This window comes from Rhizobium sophorae, from assembly GCF_013087515.1.
Taxonomy (GTDB): Bacteria; Pseudomonadota; Alphaproteobacteria; order Rhizobiales; family Rhizobiaceae; genus Rhizobium; species Rhizobium sophorae.
Window position 1 is genome coordinate 161,471 of sequence record NZ_JABFCN010000066.1, and the last position, 18,201, is coordinate 179,671.

Annotated in this window: 10 protein-coding genes; 8 read left to right on the forward strand and 2 right to left on the reverse strand. The window is 61.4% G+C overall.

All coding sequences use genetic code 11. The annotated features are described in order from the left end of the window. The first annotated feature begins 10 nt into the window (after positions 1 to 10). From G9X64_RS33050 to G9X64_RS33085, 8 genes are all read left to right on the forward strand, one after another. Complete coding sequence (locus G9X64_RS33050) at positions 11 to 1,078, forward strand: ABC transporter permease (RefSeq protein ID WP_168309176.1); 1,068 nt, start codon at positions 11 to 13, stop codon at positions 1,076 to 1,078. Next, positions 1,075 to 2,010 (forward strand): ABC transporter permease, encoded by a 936-nt coding sequence (locus G9X64_RS33055; RefSeq protein ID WP_171378234.1) that lies wholly within the window; start codon positions 1,075 to 1,077, stop codon positions 2,008 to 2,010. Before G9X64_RS33050 ends, G9X64_RS33055 begins: the two co-directional genes overlap by 4 nt. Next, positions 2,007 to 2,840 carry an ABC transporter ATP-binding protein gene (locus G9X64_RS33060; RefSeq protein WP_168309174.1) on the forward strand — a complete coding sequence of 278 codons (834 nt, stop codon included), beginning with the start codon at positions 2,007 to 2,009 and terminating at the stop codon, positions 2,838 to 2,840. Before G9X64_RS33055 ends, G9X64_RS33060 begins: the two co-directional genes overlap by 4 nt. Continuing rightward, positions 2,837 to 3,586, forward strand: a complete 750-nt coding sequence (locus G9X64_RS33065) for an ABC transporter ATP-binding protein (protein WP_168309173.1) — start codon at positions 2,837 to 2,839, stop codon at positions 3,584 to 3,586. Before G9X64_RS33060 ends, G9X64_RS33065 begins: the two co-directional genes overlap by 4 nt. A gap of 162 nt (positions 3,587 to 3,748) precedes the next feature. Continuing rightward, entirely contained in the window at positions 3,749 to 3,937 is a 189-nt protein-coding gene (locus G9X64_RS33070) for a hypothetical protein (RefSeq protein ID WP_168309172.1), read from the forward strand. Positions 3,938 to 4,064: 127 nt separating this feature from the next. Then, positions 4,065 to 4,229 (forward strand): hypothetical protein, encoded by a 165-nt coding sequence (locus G9X64_RS33075; protein WP_168314902.1) that lies wholly within the window; start codon positions 4,065 to 4,067, stop codon positions 4,227 to 4,229. 678 nt (positions 4,230 to 4,907) lie between these two features. Further along, entirely contained in the window at positions 4,908 to 13,427 is an 8,520-nt protein-coding gene (locus G9X64_RS33080) for a glycoside hydrolase family 94 protein (protein WP_171378235.1), read from the forward strand. A gap of 100 nt (positions 13,428 to 13,527) precedes the next feature. Beyond that, entirely contained in the window at positions 13,528 to 14,766 is a 1,239-nt protein-coding gene (locus G9X64_RS33085; RefSeq protein ID WP_168314900.1) for an OpgC family protein, read from the forward strand. Between the two features lie 49 nt (positions 14,767 to 14,815). Here the strand turns inward: G9X64_RS33085 and G9X64_RS33090 are convergent, their stop codons facing one another. After that, positions 14,816 to 15,169, reverse strand: a complete 354-nt coding sequence (locus G9X64_RS33090) for a VOC family protein (RefSeq protein WP_171378236.1) — start codon at positions 15,167 to 15,169, stop codon at positions 14,816 to 14,818. A 962-nt stretch (positions 15,170 to 16,131) separates the two neighbouring features. Continuing rightward, positions 16,132 to 17,895, reverse strand: coding sequence for a glucan ABC transporter ATP-binding protein/ permease (locus tag G9X64_RS33095; RefSeq protein ID WP_168309168.1), 1,764 nt, complete (start codon positions 17,893 to 17,895; stop codon positions 16,132 to 16,134). Positions 17,896 to 18,201 lie beyond the last annotated feature (306 nt).

Genomic DNA, 18,201 nt, shown 5'->3' on the forward strand with positions numbered 1-18,201 from the left:
GATTGGTCGCTTGAGCACCGTCGAAACAACGCAGGAGGCGCGGCCCCGAAAGGGCCGTGCTAGGGCCTTTGCGAAGGCGCTAGGGCGGTTTCTGTTTGCCGCCGTAACCACCTATCTCGGCCTTCTGGCCGTCACCTTCTTCATCGGCCGCGTCGTGCCGATCGATCCCGTGCTCGCCATTCTCGGCGACCGCGCGCCCAACCACGTCGTCGAGCGCGTACGCCAGGAAATGGGCTTCAACCTGCCGCTCTATCAGCAATTCTTTATCTATATCAAAGGCATCCTGTCCGGCGACTTCGGCAATTCAGTGCTGACGACCAATCCTGTCATGGTCGATATCCGCCGTGTCCTGCCGGCGACAATCGAGCTCGCAACGTTCGGAACGATCATCGGCGCCGTCGTCGGCGTACCGCTCGGCGTTCTCGCCGCGGTGCGCCGCGGCAGCATCGTCGACCAGGTGGTGCGCGTCATCGGCCTCGTCGGCTATTCGGTGCCGATCTTCTGGCTGGCATTGATCTCGCTCGTCATCTTCTATGCGCGGCTGCGCTGGGTGGCTTTCCCCGGCCGCATCGACATCGTTTTCGAATATACGTTCACGCCGATCACCGGCCTTTACCTGCTAGACAGCGCCTGGCAAGGGCAATGGGACGTCTTCTATGATGTCTTCCGTCACATCATCCTGCCCGCCTCCCTGCTTGGCTATTTCTCGCTCGCCTATATCAGCCGCATGACGCGCAGCTTCATGCTGAACGAGCTTTCCCAGGAATATATCGTTGCCGCACGCGCCAAGGGGCTTTCGGAAACGCGGGTGATCTGGGGTCATGCGCTGCGCAATGCCGCCGTGCCGCTCGTAACCGTGATTGCGCTTTCCTATGCCGGTCTGCTCGAAGGATCGGTGCTGACGGAGACCGTCTTTTCCTGGCCGGGCATCGGGCTCTACATCACCAATTCGCTGCAGAACGCCGATATGAACGCCGTGCTCGGCGGCACGATCGTCATCGGCACGGTCTTCATCGGCATCAACCTTCTGTCCGATCTTCTCTATCGGACGCTCGATCCGAGGACGCGAAACCGATGACGGTTCCCGCCACCCCATCCCAGCCAATGAGCCGCCGCGAATGGCTGCTTTCCGACCGGCCGCAATCGCGCCTGCAAGCCCGCCTCGGCCGTGCCTATGTCACCTGGCGGCAGTTCACGGCCAACAGGCTCGCCGTCGTCGGCCTGCTGATCATCGTCGCGCTGCTGTTCATTGCCGCCTTTGCCGATGTGCTCGCCACGCACAATCCCGTTGTCGGCGATCTGCGCAATGCCCGCCTGCTGCCGCCCGGGACGGGGGAATTCTGGATCGGTTCAGATGACCAGGGCCGTGATATCTATTCGCGGCTGATCTACGGATCGCGATTGACGCTGCTCGTCGTCGTGCTCGTCGCCGTCATCTCGGCGCCGGTCGGGCTGATCGTCGGTACGGTCTCCGGTTATGCCGGAGGCTGGGTGGATGCGACGCTGATGCGCATCACCGATATCTTCCTCGCCTTTCCGAAGCTGGTGCTGGCGCTCGCCTTCGTTGCAGCCCTCGGCCCCGGCATTCAGAACGCGATCATCGCCATCGCCATCACCTCCTGGCCGCCCTATGCCCGTATCGCGCGCGCCGAGACGCTGACGGTCCGGCGTTCCGATTATATTTCGGCAGTGAAGCTGATGGGCGCCTCGCCTTTCCGCATTATCGTGCGCCATGTCATGCCGCTCTGCATTTCCTCGTTGATCGTGCGTGTGACGCTCGACATGGCGGGCATCATCCTGACGGCCGCCGGTCTCGGTTTCCTCGGCCTGGGGGCGCAGCCGCCGCTGCCGGAATGGGGGGCGATGATCGCCTCGGGACGGCGCTTCATCCTCGATCAATGGTGGGTCGCGGCGATGCCCGGCATCGCCATCCTCATCGTCAGCCTCGGCTTCAATCTTCTCGGCGACGGCCTGCGCGACGCGCTCGATCCGAAGGAGAGCGGCCAATGACGACACTTCTAACCGTGGACAAACTTAAGGTCAGCTACCCCACGCGCACCGGGATGATCGAGGCCGTGCGCGACGTCTCCTTCACGCTCGGCAAGGAGAGGCTCGGCATCGTCGGCGAATCCGGTTCCGGCAAGTCGCAGACCGGCCGTGCAATCATGGGTCTGACGCCGAAACACGGCATCGTCACGGCCGAGAGGCTTAATTTCAATGGCATCGATCTCATCAATGCGTCTGCCGGTGAAAGGCGCAGGCTGCGCGGCAAGCGCATCGCCATGATCCTGCAGGATCCGAAATATTCGCTCGATCCCGTCATGTCGATCGGACGGCAGATCTGCGAAACGCTGCGCACGCATGAGAAGGTGGGCAAGGCGGAGGCGCGCGAGCGCGCTCTCGCCATGCTGGAAGCGGTGCAGATCCGCGACCCGAAACGTGTCTTCGACCTGCATCCGCACGAGGTCTCGGGCGGCATGGGGCAGCGCGCGATGATCGCCATGATGCTGATTGCCGGGCCGGAATTGCTGATTGCCGACGAGCCGACCTCGGCGCTCGACGTAACGGTCCAACTCGACGTGCTGAGAATCATGGACAGGCTGGTATCCGAGCGCGGCATGGGGCTGATCTTCGTCTCCCACGATCTGAGGCTGGTCTCCTCCTTCTGCGACCGCGTCATTGTGATGTATGCCGGAAAGATCGTCGAGGAGCTGGCGGCCGGCGACCTCAAACATGCGCAGCATCCCTATACGCAGGGGCTGCTGAACTGCATGCCCGAGATCGGCGCGAACCGTCATCCTTTGCCGGTGCTCGACCGCAAGCCGGAGTGGGCGGCATGAGCGCAGCTCTCGCGATCGACGATCTCAGCGTCATCTACGACCATTTTCATGCCTTGAAGAATGTCAGCATCACTGTCGAAGGCGGCGAATCCTTTGGTCTCGTCGGCGAGTCCGGCTCGGGAAAATCGACCTTGCTGCGGGCCGTTGCCGGACTTGCGCCGATCAGCGGCGGCGCGATCAACATCGATGGTGAGGCGCTGAAGGGTTCGAATCGCAGCAAAACCTTCTATCGACGCGTGCAAATGGTCTTTCAGGATCCTTATGGTTCGCTGCATCCGCGCCAGACGATCGATCGGCTTCTGCTCGAACCGCTTGCGATCCACGGCATCGCCGATAGCGAGAAGCGTATCGCCCGCGCGCTTGACGAGGTCGGCCTCGGCAATGGTTTCCGTTTCCGCTACCCGCATCAGCTCTCCGGCGGCCAGCGCCAGCGCGTGGCGATCGCTCGGGCGCTGATCGTGGAACCGTCGATCCTGCTGCTCGACGAGCCGACATCGGCGCTCGACGCTTCGGTGCAAGCCGAGGTGCTGAACCTGCTGGAAGAGATCCGACGCGACCGCAAGCTCACCTTCGTGATGGTCAGCCATGATCTCGGTGTCGTCACCCATATGTGTGAAAGGCTCGCCGTGATGCGCAACGGCGCCGTCGTCGAGCGGCTGAGCTCGCAAGAACTGGCGCAAGGCGCGGTTCAGGAGGAATATACGAGAAATTTGATGATCGCGAGCAAGGGTTTCGTCAAAGCCTGAAAGGCAATCTTTTCAAATCATTGAAAAGAAAAGACCAGCGGCGATGTTAAGGATAATGCTTCCCTAAAAGACGACCATTCAACTAGACTATTGACAGCTGCCTTGCTTCTGTCATGATCCCGTTAACGTTTGTTAGCTTTCGTGATCGATGGAGGTTGAAGCATGTTCTTTCTCGGTGGGATGACCATGGGCTACCTCGATCCTCCCATGAGAACCGATCGCCAAGAGCAGGCTTCGGTATCCCTTCCTGCGGAGAAGGACCGCCGGCTGATCGAGACTTCCTCCAACCCGCCTGAGAATGAGAGTGCCGTCGAGCGCTCGTGGATCTGGGCTTGGCGCACGCTCTGCTAAAAGGGCTGGTTGAATTTTCTCTTCCGTTCGCTCTGGACGGAAATTTATCTCTACCTACTTGATAGAGAAAATAAGAATATAAGCGCGAGCCGCACAACCGGCCGCACGAGAACAACGGAGGCGACATATGGCAGATCTGGGTATTTCGCATACTCACGTGAACCAATACGGTTCCGTGGCGACGAAAAAGCCGCTCACAACGCGTCACCGGCTTCAGACGATGCTCCATGGAGCAATCTTCACGGCGGCATTCCTGTTCGTCGTGGCGATGGTTTGCGGCGTCGTCGGATAATCCGGTCGATGATAAGCGTCGGCAGATACCGGCGCTGCGGCGGTTTTCGCCTTTATTGGATTCCGGAACGTTTGATTGTCCCGTCATTCTCCTGACACTCGCCGAATGGAGAGTGGTCATGAGAGCTATCTTGCTCCGGTGGTCGGCATTCCGATCCTCATCGTCCTTCTTCCATATTCTTTTCATACCATCTGAAGCGATCGCATCGAACGTCTTCATGCGATCTGGCTGGGCTTCATATTTCCGCTGCGCACCTGGACGACCGCCATCAGCACTCCTGAGTCCGGCCGGACGAGATAGGTTTTGCCGGTGACGCCACACCCGTTCCTTCCCGAAATCAAAGAGCTCTCGCATTGCCGGAACCAGTGCCGGCATTTTGTCAATCCAGCCGCCCGGACCAGCGCGGGGGTACCGACTCCTGCCTCTTGACTTGAATTATTCCGATGATGGCCAAGTTTTCGCCATGGCTTTTGCGGAGAGGGTATCGATGGTCTCGATTATCCGTTGGGCCGCGCTGAGACCGGGGCTTCGCCCGTTAGCATCGCTTGGCCGTAGCGTCATTTATCCCGATTCATCGATCTTCGAAGAATAGGGCTCCGTTCATGTAGCAGTCATGATAAGCAGTGCAAAAGGCTGAGCAAAACAGCCATAACTTCGTTTGGATCCAGAACCGAACCCATGTCTATTTCTCATCTTTCTCCGAGCCTTCCGCGCGAACCCGAGACGAAGCAGATCGATCACAACGGTTCGATCCGCTCGACCTATCTGTCGAACGAGGACATCAAGGCGATGGGCGATGCGGTCGCCCGCAACGGCGTCGACAAGCTGCCGGCTTTCGCCCCCTTTGATTTCTTTGCTCGGCATAAGGAAAACGAGAAGGAAATCCTGCGCGTCTACCGGACCACGGCGACCGACGTCGAGGCCGGCGAGACGATTACGCCGGCGGCAGAATGGCTGCTGGACAACCATTATATCGTCGAAGAGGCGATACAGGAGGTACGGCGCGACTTCCCCCGCCGCTTCTATCGCGAATTGCCGACCATGGTCGTCGGCGGCGTCGAGGTGCCGCGCACCCTCGTACTTGCCTGGCTCTATGTCGCCCATACCCACAGCACGATCTCACAGGAAAGTCTGACGGCGCTGGTTGACGGCTTCCAGGCCAGCGAGACGCTCAGGATCGGCGAATTATGGGCGTTGCCCTCTCTCGTGCGCTACGTGCTCGTGGAAAACCTTCGCCGCATTTCGAGCCGTGTCGAAGCCAGCCGCCGGCTGCGCCGCCGCGCCAACGAGGCAGCCGACGAATTGGTGCGACTGACCGATCCGGCCGCGGCTGCCGCCTATCTGAAGACGTTGGAACCGCTTGCCGAGGACAATACTTTCTCGACGCAGTTCCTCTATCGCCTGCGCGACGGCTCGCAGACATCGAGCCTGGCGATCACCTGGCTCGACGAGCGGTTGGAAGAGCTCGGCCGCAACACGGAAGAGGCGACGACGGCCGAACACAGCCGGCTCTCTTCCGGCAATGTGACGATGGGCAACATCATCCGCAGCCTTCGCGAGATCGATGATGCCGAATGGTCGGTCTGGGTCGAGCAGGTCAGCCATGTCGACAAGCTGCTCTGGGAGCATTCGGATTACGGCATCCTCGATTCCGGCTCGCGCAACAAATACCGCAAGCAGATCGAGAAGCTGGCCAAGCGCTCGCCGCTGTCGGAAATGGAAATCGCCCAGCTGGCGCTCGACATGACCGATGCCGCCAAGGCCTCCGACGAGCCGCAGCCGCATGAACCCAATGTCGGCGGCTTCCTGTCGGGCGCGCAGCGGCCGAAGCTCGAGGCGCGGGCGAATTATCGCCCGACCGTCACCCAACATTTCGTGCGCGCCGTGCGCCGGTTCAACTGGCTGGCAATTGCGGTGCCCGTCATGCTGCTGACGGTCATCGCCATGGCGATCGTCGGCAAGTTCATGGCGAATGCCGGCATGGGTGCGTTTGAAATCGTCCTGCTGCTGATCATGTTCTCAGTGCCGGCGTCGGAGGGGGCAACAGGCCTCTTCAACACCTTGCTGTCCTTCTTCGTGACGCCGGCGCGCCTCGTCGGCTACGAGTTCAAGGAGGGCATTCCGGAAGATGCGCGCACGCTGCTCGTCGTGCCCTGCCTGATCTCGAACCGCGACAGCGTCGACGACCACGTGCGCAATCTCGAGGTCCATTATCTCGCCAATCCGCGCGGCGAGATCTACTTCGCGATGCTCAGCGACTGGCCGGACAGCGACGTCGAGGAAACGCCCGCCGATCTCGAAGTTCTCGATTATGCGCGACGCGAAATCGCCAATCTCTCCGCCCGCTATGCCTATGACGGCAAGACGCGTTTCTACCTGCTGCATCGCCGCCGCCTCTACAATCCCTCGGAAGGCGTCTGGATGGGCTGGGAGCGCAAGCGCGGCAAGCTGCATGAGCTGAACATGCTTCTGCGCGGCGACCGCGACACGACCTACCTGCCGGGCGCCAATGCTGTGCCGGCCAATGTGCAATATGTCATGACGCTCGATGCCGATACGCGCCTGATGCGCGATGCCGTCACCAAGCTGGTCGGTAAGCTCTATCATCCGATCAACCGCCCGGTCATCAATCCGAAAACCGGCCGCGTCGAAAGCGGCTACGGCGTGCTGCAGCCGCGTGTCACGCCGTCGCTGACGACGGGCAAGGACGCATCGGTCTTCCAGCGCGTCTTTTCGATCAACCGCGGCCTCGATCCATACGTCTTCACCGTTTCCGACGTCTATCAGGATCTCGCCGGCGAAGGCACCTTCACCGGCAAGGGCCTTTACCATGTCGACGCCTTCGAAGCGTCGCTGAAGGGCCGGATCGACGAGAACTCCGTGCTCAGCCACGATCTTCTCGAAGGTTCGATGGCGCGTTGCGCGCTCGTCACCGATCTCGAACTGGTGGAGGATTTCCCGATCCGTTATGAGGTGGAAACCTCGCGGCAGCATCGCTGGGCGCGCGGCGACTGGCAGCTTCTCCCCTACATGTTCAATCCGAAATACGGCGTCACGGCACTTGGCCGCTGGAAGATGTTCGACAATCTGCGCCGCTCGCTGACGCCGATCGCCTGGTTCTTCGCCTCCGTGCTCGGCTGGTATTTCATGGGTCCGCTCGGCGCGCTCATCTGGCAGATTCTGCTGATCTTCTGCCTCTTCGTCGCGCCGACGCTGTCACTCATCAATGGCATTATCCCGCGCACCAGCGATATCATCGCCCGCGCCCATCTCTATACGGTCTGGTCCGATATTACCGCCGCCAATGCGCAGGTTGCGCTGCGCATCGTCTTCATCGCCGATTCGGCTTGCATGATGGCGGATGCGATCGGTCGTTCGCTCTACCGCCTGTTCGTCAGCCGCAAGCTGATGCTGCAATGGCGGACCGCCGCCAGCGTTCAGGCCGGCGGCCAGGGCACGTTGATCTCCTACTACAAGGCGATGTGGCATGCACCGGCGCTGGCGCTGCTGGCGCTCGGTTTCGCAGCCCTTCCCGGCGACAACGCCTTCCTCGTCGGCATTCCCTTCGCGCTGCTGTGGATATTATCGCCGGTTGTCGCCTGGTATGTCAGCCAGTCGGCGGAGACCGAGGACCGGCTCGAGGTCGCCGATTCCGTGTCGAGCGAACTGCGCAAGATCGCCCGGCGCACCTGGCGTTATTTCGAGACCTTCACGACGGCCGAGCAGAACTATCTGCCGCCGGACAATGTCCAGGAAACGCCGCATGTGATCGTCGCGGCGCGCACCTCGCCGACCAATATCGGCGTCTATCTGCTTTCCGTCGTTTCCGGCCGGCATTTCGGCTGGTTCTCCTTCGAGGAGACGCTTGAGCGGCTGGAGCAGACGATCGCCACGATCGATAGAATGGAGAAATTCCGCGGTCACCTGTTCAACTGGTACCACACCGATACACTGCAGACGCTTGGCCCTCGTTACGTCTCGGCCGTCGACAGCGGCAATCTCGCCGGTCATCTGATCGCCATTTCGTCGGCCTGCCGCAACTGGGCCGAGGCGCCGTCCGCCCATATGCAGGGCAATCTCGACGGCGTCGGCGACACGGCCGGCATTCTCGGCGAAGTGCTGGCGGACCTGCCCGACGACCGCAAGACCGTGCGCCCGCTGCGCCGGCGCCTGGAGGAGCGCATCGTCGGCTTCCAGAACGCACTCGCCGCCGTCAAGCGCGAGCACGAATTCGCCTCGATCCGCATCATCAACCTCGCCGTTCTCGCGCGAGATATCGAGAAGCTCGCCGCCAATCTCGACCATGAGGTCAAGTCGAAGCAGAGCGAAGAGGTCACCCTGTGGGCGGCATCGTTGGTGAAGGTCTGCGAGGCGCATATTTCCGACAGCACCTTCGATCTTTCCAAGGTCGATGCGCTGAGGCCGCGGCTGGTGGCGCTGCGCGACAAGGCGCGCGATCTCGCCTTCTCGATGGATTTCGGCTTCCTGTTCCGGCCGGAGCGGCGTCTGCTGTCGATCGGCTACCGCGTCGAAAGCGGTGAACTCGACCAGGCCTGCTATGACCTTCTCGCCTCGGAATGCCGCCTGACCAGCCTCTTCGGTATCGCCAAGGGCGATCTGCCGACGGAACACTGGTACCGCCTCGGCCGCCAGGTCGTGCCTGTGGGGTCACGTGGCGCGCTGGTTTCCTGGTCCGGCTCGATGTTCGAATATCTGATGCCGCCGCTCGTCATGCAGGAGCGCGGCGGGGGGATTCTTAACCAGACGAACAATCTGGTCGTCGTCGAGCAGATGAATTACGCCCGCAAGCTCGGTATTCCCTGGGGCATTTCGGAAGCGGCCTTCAATGCCCGCGACCACAACCTCAATTATCAGTACACGAATTTCGGCGTGCCGACGCTCGGCCTGAAGCGCGGTCTCGGCCACAATGCCGTCATCGCGCCTTACGCCTCGCTGCTCGCTGCCCAGTACGACCCGCCGGGGGCGCTTGAAAACCTGCAGAGGCTGCGCAAGGTCGGTGCGCTCGGCAAGTTCGGCTTTCACGACGCCGTCGACTTCACGCCGACGCGCGTGCCGGAAGGCAAGAAATGCGCGGTGGTCTACAATTATTATGCCCACCATCACGGCATGTCGATCGCTGCCGTCGCCAACGTCGCCTTCAACGGTCATCTGCGCGAGCTCTTCCACGCCGATCCCGTCATCGAGGCGGCAGAGCTCCTGCTGCAGGAAAAGGCGCCGCGCGACATTCCCGTCATGAGCGGCAAGCATGAATCCGACACGCCGGCCAGCATCCAGGACGATCTCCTGCGGCCGGAACTCCGGAAGATCAGCGATCCGGCTTCGCGCGACCGCGAACTCGTGTTCCTGTCGAACGGCCATTATTCACTGATGCTGACGGCGACGGGCGCCGGCTATTCCCGCTGGAACGGTCTTGCCGTATCGCGTTGGAAAGCCGATCCGACCGAAGACCGCTGGGGCAGCTTCATCTTCCTGCGCGATACCGCCACCAACGAATGGTGGTCGACGAGCGCCGAGCCGAAGGGTGTCGAAGGCGAAAAGATCAAGGTCGAATTCGCCGACGAGAAGGCGCAGTTCACCAAGACGGTCGGCGACCTCACCAGCGAGGTAGAGTGCATCATCGCGACCGAGCATGATGCCGAGGCCCGCCGCGTCACCCTGCTCAACATGGGCACGGAAGACCGTTTCATCGAGGTCACCTCCTATCTCGAACCGGTGATTACCTCCGACGATACCGACAATGCGCATCCGGCATTCGCCCGCATGTTCGTCAAGACAGAGATCGGCAAGCGCGGCGACGTCATCCGCGCCGAACGCAACAAGCGCGATCCGAACGAGCCGAACATCAGCATCGCACATCTGATCGTCGACAATGCCGGCGACACCCGCCATACCGAATTCGAGACCGACCGGCGCAAGTTCATCGGCCGTGGCCGCAGTCTTGCCGATGCGGCCGCCTTCGATCCAGGTGCTACGCTTTCCGGCAGCGACGGCTTCATGCTCGATGCCGTCATGTCGCTGCGTCGAACCGTCCGCGTACCCGCCGGCAAGAAAGTCAGCGTGATCTTCTGGACGATTGCGGCGCCAAGCCGCGAGGAAGTCGACAAGGCGGTCAATCGCTACCGTCATCCCGATGCCTTCACTCACGAGCTCGTCCAGGCCTGGACACGCACGCAGGTGCAGATGCGCCATGTCGGCGTCACCTCGCAGCAGGCTGCTGCCTTCCAGCATCTCGGACGTTATCTCGTCTATCCCGACATGCAACTGCGCAAGGATGAGGCGACCGTCGAGGCCGGCCTGCAGTCGCAATCGGCGCTTTGGCCGCTGGCGATCTCCGGCGACTTCCCTATCTTCACGCTGCGCATCAACGACGACATGGATCTCGACATCGCCCGCGAGGCGCTGCTGGCGCAGGAATATCTGCGCTCGCGCGGCGTCACTGCCGATCTCGTCATCATGAACGAACGCGCCTCTTCCTATGCGCAGGACATGCAGCATGCGCTCGATGCCATGTGCGAAAACGTGCGCCGCATGGGCCAGGCCGACGGATTGCGCCAGCATATCTTTGCGGTTCGCAAGGACCTGATGGAGGAAAGCACCTACCATGCGCTGATCGCGGCTTCCCGCGTCACGCTGCATACCAAGAATGGCAAGGTCGTCGACCAGATCAACCGCGCCGTCGCGCTGTCTGCACCCTCCAAGGAAGAGCTGCAGGAGGTGGAACGGGCTGAGCGCAACAAAGCCCCCGTCAAGCGTATCGCGCCGGTGCCGCCACCTGTCGTGCCGGCCGTCGTCATCGAGGAGGAAGGCGATCTCGACTTCTGGAACGGCATCGGCGGCTTTGCCCGCGACGGACGCGAATATGTCGTTCGGCTGCCCGGAGGTCATGCGACGCCGCAGCCTTGGATCAATGTCATCTCCAATGACAGATTCGGCTTCCACGTGTCGGCCGAGGGCTCGGGCTTCACCTGGAGCGCCAATTCGCGCGACTATCAGCTGACCTCCTGGTCGAACGATGCCGTGGTCAACCGTTCGGGCGAGGCATTCTATCTCACCGATCTCGACAGCGGTGCTGTCATGACGCCGTTTGCAGCGCTTTCCCGCCGCCCGGACATCCGCTTCGAAGCCCGCCACGGGCTCGGTTATTCCGTCTTCTCCAGCGTTCAACACGAGATTGCGCTCGAGCTGACGCTGACGATCGACCGCGAAAAACCGGTGAAACTGCAGCGCCTGCGCCTGCGCAATACCGGTTCGGCCAGCCGTAAGCTGCGTCTCTACGGTTACGTCGAATGGGTCCTCGGCAGCAATCCGGCCCGCACGGTGCCTTTCATCCTGTCGAGCCACGACGAGGAGACGGGAGCGCTGTTTGCCACCAATCCCTACAGCATCGATTTTTCCAACCGCACCGCCTTCTTCGCGGCGAGCGAGACGCTTTCGAGCTTCTCGGCAAGCCGGCGAGAATTCATCGGCAAGGCGGGAACGATCCAGACGCCGCAGGCCGTCACCTCCGCCGCTGCCCTTTCCGGTACGACAGATCTCGACGGTGATCCGGCCGCGGCTCTTGCGATCGACATCGAGCTCGGCGCCGGCGAGGAGCGTGACTTCACCTTCTTCCTCGGCGATACGCCGACGGAAGAAGAAGCGCGCGCCGTCATCGCCTATATCCGCAAGGCGTCGTTCGACGATGCCGTCGAAGCGAACCGCGCCTTCTGGCGAGACTTCACCGGTAGGCTGCAGATATCGACGCCGGATCGCGGGATGAACAATCTCGTCAATACCTGGCTGCCCTATCAGAGCCTCGGCTGCCGCATCATGGCCCGCACCGCCTTCTACCAGGCAAGCGGCGCCTTCGGCTTCCGCGACCAGCTGCAGGACACGCTGGCCTTCGTGCTGCACGAACCCTCGCTTGCCCGCCGGCAGATCCTGAATGCCGCTTCGCGGCAATTCCGCGAAGGCGATGTACAGCATTGGTGGCTGCCGGGAACGGGTGCCGGCGTGCGTACGCTGATCTCCGACGACGTCGTCTGGCTCAGCTATGCAATCCATCACTATTGCAGTGTCACCGGCGATAAAGACGTGCTCGACGAGGAGATCGCCTTCCTGGAAGGGCCGGCCCTGCTCGAAGGCCAGCACGACTCGTTCTACAAGCCGGAAATTTCCGAGGACAAGGCGAGCGTCTACGAACACGCGGCGCTGGCGCTCGATCTCGCCATCGCCCGCAAGGGGACAAACGGCCTGCCGCTGTTCCTTGGCGGCGACTGGAACGACGGCATGAACCGCGTCGGCATCGGCGGGCGCGGCACCAGCGTCTGGCTCGGCTGGTTCCTGGCGGGTGCATTGCGCTCCTTCATTCCCTATGCCGAAGAGCGCGGCGACACGGCCCGTGCGGAGCGCTGGTCGGCGCATCTTGCCGAGCTGAAGAAGGCCCTCGAAACTGAGGCCTGGGATGGCGGCTACTATCGCCGCGGCACGTTCGACGACGGTACGCTGCTTGGCTCCCTCGAAAGCCCCGAATGCCGGATCGATTCGATCGCGCAGTCCTGGAGCGTTCTGTCCGGCGAAGGCGACCCGGCCCGCGCCGTCAAGGCGATGGATGCCGTGCTCGATCAGCTGGTCGATGAGGATGCCCGCATCATCCGGCTGTTCACGCCGCCTTTCGCCGATTCCGCCAAGGATCCCGGCTATATCAAGGCCTATCCGCCGGGTGTGCGGGAAAACGGCGGGCAATATACTCATGCCGCGACCTGGGTGGTGATGGCGCTGGCGGAGCTGAAGCGGGGCGACGATGCTTTCCGCTGCTTCCAGATCCTCAACCCGATCACCCATGCGTTCGACAAGGCTTCAGCGGAGCAATACCGCGTCGAACCCTATGTCGTAGCGGCCGACGTCTACGGACATGAGCCCTATACGTCGCGCGGCGGCTGGACCTGGTATACCGGGTCAGCCGGCTGGCTCTACCGCGCCGCCGTCGAGGGCATCCTCGGCATCCGGCTGAAGGACGGCCGGCTCTATGTACGCCCGTCGCTCCCGTCGGAATGGGACGGTTTTGCGGCAGAGGTGGAGCAAGGCGGCGGCAAATACCGCATTTCGGTCTCAAAAGCGTCCAATGATAGCGGCTACACTCTGTCGATCAACGGCTGCGAAGTCACCGATCCCGAAGAGGGATATCCGCTCGGATAACAGCGTTCTCCACGCTGAAAAACACGGCGATTCGCGATGGCCAAAAGGGAACCCTTTTGGCCATCGTCGCGTTTGCAAATCGGATAATAAGGAGAGACCCATGGCAAGCACGCCGACCGAAGCCATCGCCACGGGGCGCAGTTCCCTATCCGCAGCTGCGCCAGTGCGTGACACGAGGCTCGACGTCTTGCGCGGCGTGGCCCTCATCATGATCTTCATCAATCATGTTCCCGGCCAGATCTTCGAATATGTAACGACGAAGAATTTCGGTTTCTCCGATGCCGCCGAAGCCTTCGTGCTGATCTCGGGCATTGCCGTCGGCCTTGCCTATGGATCCCGATTCCAGCCGGGCAACCGGCTCACGGTGGCGATCAAGGCGGTAAAGCGCGCCTTCACCCTTTATCTCGCCCATATGATCACCACTTTCATGACGCTCGCGCTCTTCATCTGCGGTGCCTGGCTGTTCCATCGGCCGGGATTGCTGGTAGAAATCAATATCCTGGCGGTTCTGATGAACCTGAAGGAAGGCATTCCGGCACTGCTCCTGCTCGGCCACCAGATCGGCTACAACAATATCCTGCCGATGTACGGCGCGCTAATGCTGATGGTGCCGATCATCCTGCTGTTGAATGCGCGCAGCCCTTGGCTGGCGCTCGGCGTCTCGGCCGCGGTCTGGCTGGTTGCGGGCATCTACCAGGTGGCGCCGCACAACATGCTGATTGAAGACTACTGGTTCCTCAATCCGCTCTCCTGGCAGTTCCTGTTTTCGATCGGCATCGTGTCGATGCTGTATATCAAGCGCGGCGGCACGATCCCGCGGCATCCGCTGCTGCTTGCGGCCGCTGCCGGTTACGTCATGCTATCCTTCATCTGGGTGACCGGCCATCTCTGGATCTGGGGCAATTCGCTTGCGGCACTCGGCCTGCCGACGGTCATCACCGGTTTCGACAAGACCTTCCTGTCGCTGCCGCGGCTGCTGCATGTGCTGGCGCTGACCTATCTGGTCATCAGCATCCCGGCGCTCTCACGCATCCTGCGCCGTCCTGCGGACCATCCGCTGACGATCCTCGGCCGTCATTCGCTGAACATCTTCGTCGCCGGCACCATCCTCGCCATGATCGGCCAGGTGGTGCTCTACATCACCAACAAAGATCAGCTGGCCGGTCCACTCTTCGTGATTGCAGGGATCGCGATACAATTCGCCTATGCCTATTATCTCGAGCGCAAACGCCAGCAGGGCAAGGTCAAGGGGAAACTTGTCGCCGATACCGCCACCATCCCCGTTCCCGTCCGCATTGGCGGGACGGCAAATGCCTTTCGCCGGAACGATCGAAAATAGGGCTTGGATTTTCCCGACATGAAGGAGCCGGTGGCGGATAGCCGCCGGCTCAATTTTTATGAACGAGGATGTTCACCAGCTCGCCGAAGGGATCGCGCACATAAAAGCGCCTGACGCCCCAAGGCTCGTCGGCCGGCCCGTACTCGATCGGGAAACCTGAGGCTGACATCGCCTCGAAAGCGGCATCGAGGTCGTCGACCTCGATGGAGAGGGCGGGCACCTCCGTTCCGGAACCGCCTTCGCTGGCGATGCTGAGCTGAACGTTCAGCGAGCGTGCGGCGCCGAACGTCGTGATCCAGCCGTGATCCATGATGACGTCAAGACCGAGGATATCCTGATAGAAGCGTTTGGCCGGAGTGATATCCGCTGCCCGGATATTGGCGACGATGCGCAGGACCTTCATGGGTTCGCTCCCGAGGTCTCCATGATGGGAAAGGATAGCGGGGATCAGCGCGGCGATCAATCATGTGGACAGTGTGGAGACACCGTATCTTACGGCGATCCTCCTTTGCTCCGCGCGGCATGTCCCCGCAAGGAGGGTGATCGGCAGGAGGCTTGCTCTGACGCAAAGCACCAAACGCCAGGAAGGCTTGACCCGGCCAAATGCTATCGCGGTGGGCAGCCCGCGCGGCATCCCCATCTCCCTCCTTGTTTAAAGTCCGGAGATATAGCTGATGTTCGGAGACATGCCTGGCACTTCTGTGATGATTTCTCGCGCGGTCAGCATCGTTTGGCGGAGAGATGCCAGGCAGGTGCGATACCGTCGCTCGGTTTTCGCCAACGGTTTGAGGGTATGATCCACCTCGGCCTCATCTTCGCGATCGTTGCGCGCAAGGAATTACGATCATACGCTTTATGGCCCAGATGGTATGACCTGTCGGGTTATTGCGAAAAGCGGGTAGCTTGCGTGATGTTGCCGACCTGGCCGGCCGCATGATCAAGCGCAGGGGAGCGCATCGGCTAGCATATGGACCTTGTCGTCAGTCCACCTCTGGAACGCCCCAGCGCCTAATCCTTTGCCCCCTTTCCGCTCGCCGCCGGTGCGCACTATGGCGCTGTCGATCATTGAGTACCGATTGTCCGGTCAGCAGTGATGGCATCAACGGCCCGCTCCCCTACTGCGCGTGCTGGACCGGCGTGGACCGCCTTCCACTCACCTACCATAGCGCTCTGGCAGCTCCTGCGAGTTTGCGCCCGAGCGCAGGATCCACAAACATCCAATCACAAAGGCCCCGTGCTGCAGTACCCTATGAATCAGTGATCAACCTTGGGAATCTTGAATATCGATCTGTCCTCGGTCTGAGAGCAAACAAAAAGGCCGGAAGAGCGTCACCCTTCCGGCCTTTATCTTGAAACCCGAACCGATCAGGCAGCTTCGGTGGTGTGGGCCTTGCGGACCTCTTCGTCCGTCAGGATGCCGCTGGCGCGCAGCAGGGCGGCGAAGCGGCCGTTGCTGTGGCTGAGTTCGTCGAAGCTACCCTGTTCGACGACGCGGCCGTCATCCAGGAAGAGCACCATATCGGCTTCGCGGACCGTCGACAGGCGGTGGGCGATGATGAAGGTGGTGCGGTTCTGGCGCAGATTGTCGATCGCGGCCTTGACACGGGCTTCGGTTTCGACGTCGAGCGCCGAGGTCGCCTCGTCGAGCACCAGGATCGGCGCGTCCTTGAGGATGGCGCGTGCGATCGCGATGCGCTGGCGCTCGCCACCGGAGAGCTTGTTGCCGCGTTCACCGACATGCGTATCGTAGCGATCCTCGCGGGTCTCGATGAAATCGGCAGCGGCGGCGGCTTCGGCCGCACGGCGCATTTCCTCTTCACTGGCGCCCTCGCGGCCAAGGCGGATATTGTCGCTGATCGAACGGTTCAGCAGGCCCGCATCCTGGAAGACGGTGGCGATGTGGCGACGCAGCGACTTGCGGGTCACCTTGGTGATATCGGTGCCGTCGACGAGGATCTTGCCGCCCTGGGCATCGTAGACACGCTGCAGCAAGTTGACGAGCGTCGTTTTGCCGGCGCCGGTCGGGCCGACGATCGCGACCGTCTGGCCTGCCTTCACCGAGAAGGAGACGTTGTGCAGGCCCTGCGAGCTGTTGCCGAAGCCGAAGGACACGTCGCGGAACTCGATCGCACCCTTGACGTCCTTGATCTCGCCGTTGCCGGCAGGCTCTTCACGTTCACGCACCGAGTCTTCCAGCGCATAGAATTCCTCGAGCTTGGAACGGGCCTCGAAAATCTGCGTAGCGAACTGGCGCATCAGGTCGAGACGGCCGATCAACAGGTTGGCAAAGCCGATGAAGGCGATGACGTCGCCGACGCGCAGCTGGCCGGCCTGGACGAGCATGGTGCCGATGATCAGGACCACCATCATCGCGATAGTCGACGCCATGCGGTTCAGTGCGCTGGCGATCGCCCACCAGTCGAGGACCGGATACTGAGCTTCGAGCAGACGGTCGGCGAAGGATTTCAGCGCCCTGGTTTCGGCCTCGATGCGGTTATAGCTGTGCAGGACCGAAACGTTGCTGATCGAGTCGCTGACATGCGAGAAGACGGTGTGATAATGGTTCTCGACCGAAGCCTGGCCGTCCTTGGTGCGGCCCATGACGACGCGGCCGATCAGCCAGTAGGCGATGGCGAGCACCATGAGCACGGCGGAAAGGCGCAGGTCCATCGACATTGCGGTCGGTATCAGAAGAGCAAGCGCAATGACCGTCGACAGGTGGTTGCGCATGAATTCCAGCCAGAGGCCGAACAGCGTCTCGCAGGCGCGCAGCAATGTATGCAGCGCGTTGGAGGTGCCACGCTGATGGTGCCAGCCAAGCGGCATGGAAATGATGCGGCCGAAGGCTTCCGTCAACAGCGTCGCCCGCCGGCCATGGGCCAGCCGGTCGGCCTCGCGGGCCACCAGAACGAAGGCAATGGTGTTGAAGACGGCGAAAGTCGCCCACATGAAGAGGATGGGCTTGACCTCACCCTTGCCCGAAATCGCATCGATGATGCGACCGAACAGGATCGGCTCCGCGATGGTGATCGTCGCAAGAACAATGTTTGCGACAACGACCAGGGATACGCGCAGCTTGTAGGCGCCAAGATAGCGCAGAGCCCTTGCATAGACCTTGAATAGCGTCACGTCGAACCTCTTGTGCATCTGCGAAAAACGGGATGATGCGATGCTACAAAAGGCTACCTGAACGGGCGATTAACGGAGTATTCAGGCTTCAACCGATGTGGTGATTAATACGATCATACTATTGCAGGATGCGACGAGATGGGCATGGCGCCGAAATTGCCGTTCAGCTATATCTCGCAACAATTTGCGCTTGCATTTTATTAAATGTTTAGCGCAGCATTAAATTACAGACTGCATTTATTGAAGACCGTTTCGCGGCCAGTTTGACCAGCCGCCGACGGCCTCATGCGGGCGTCAGGTCCGGGC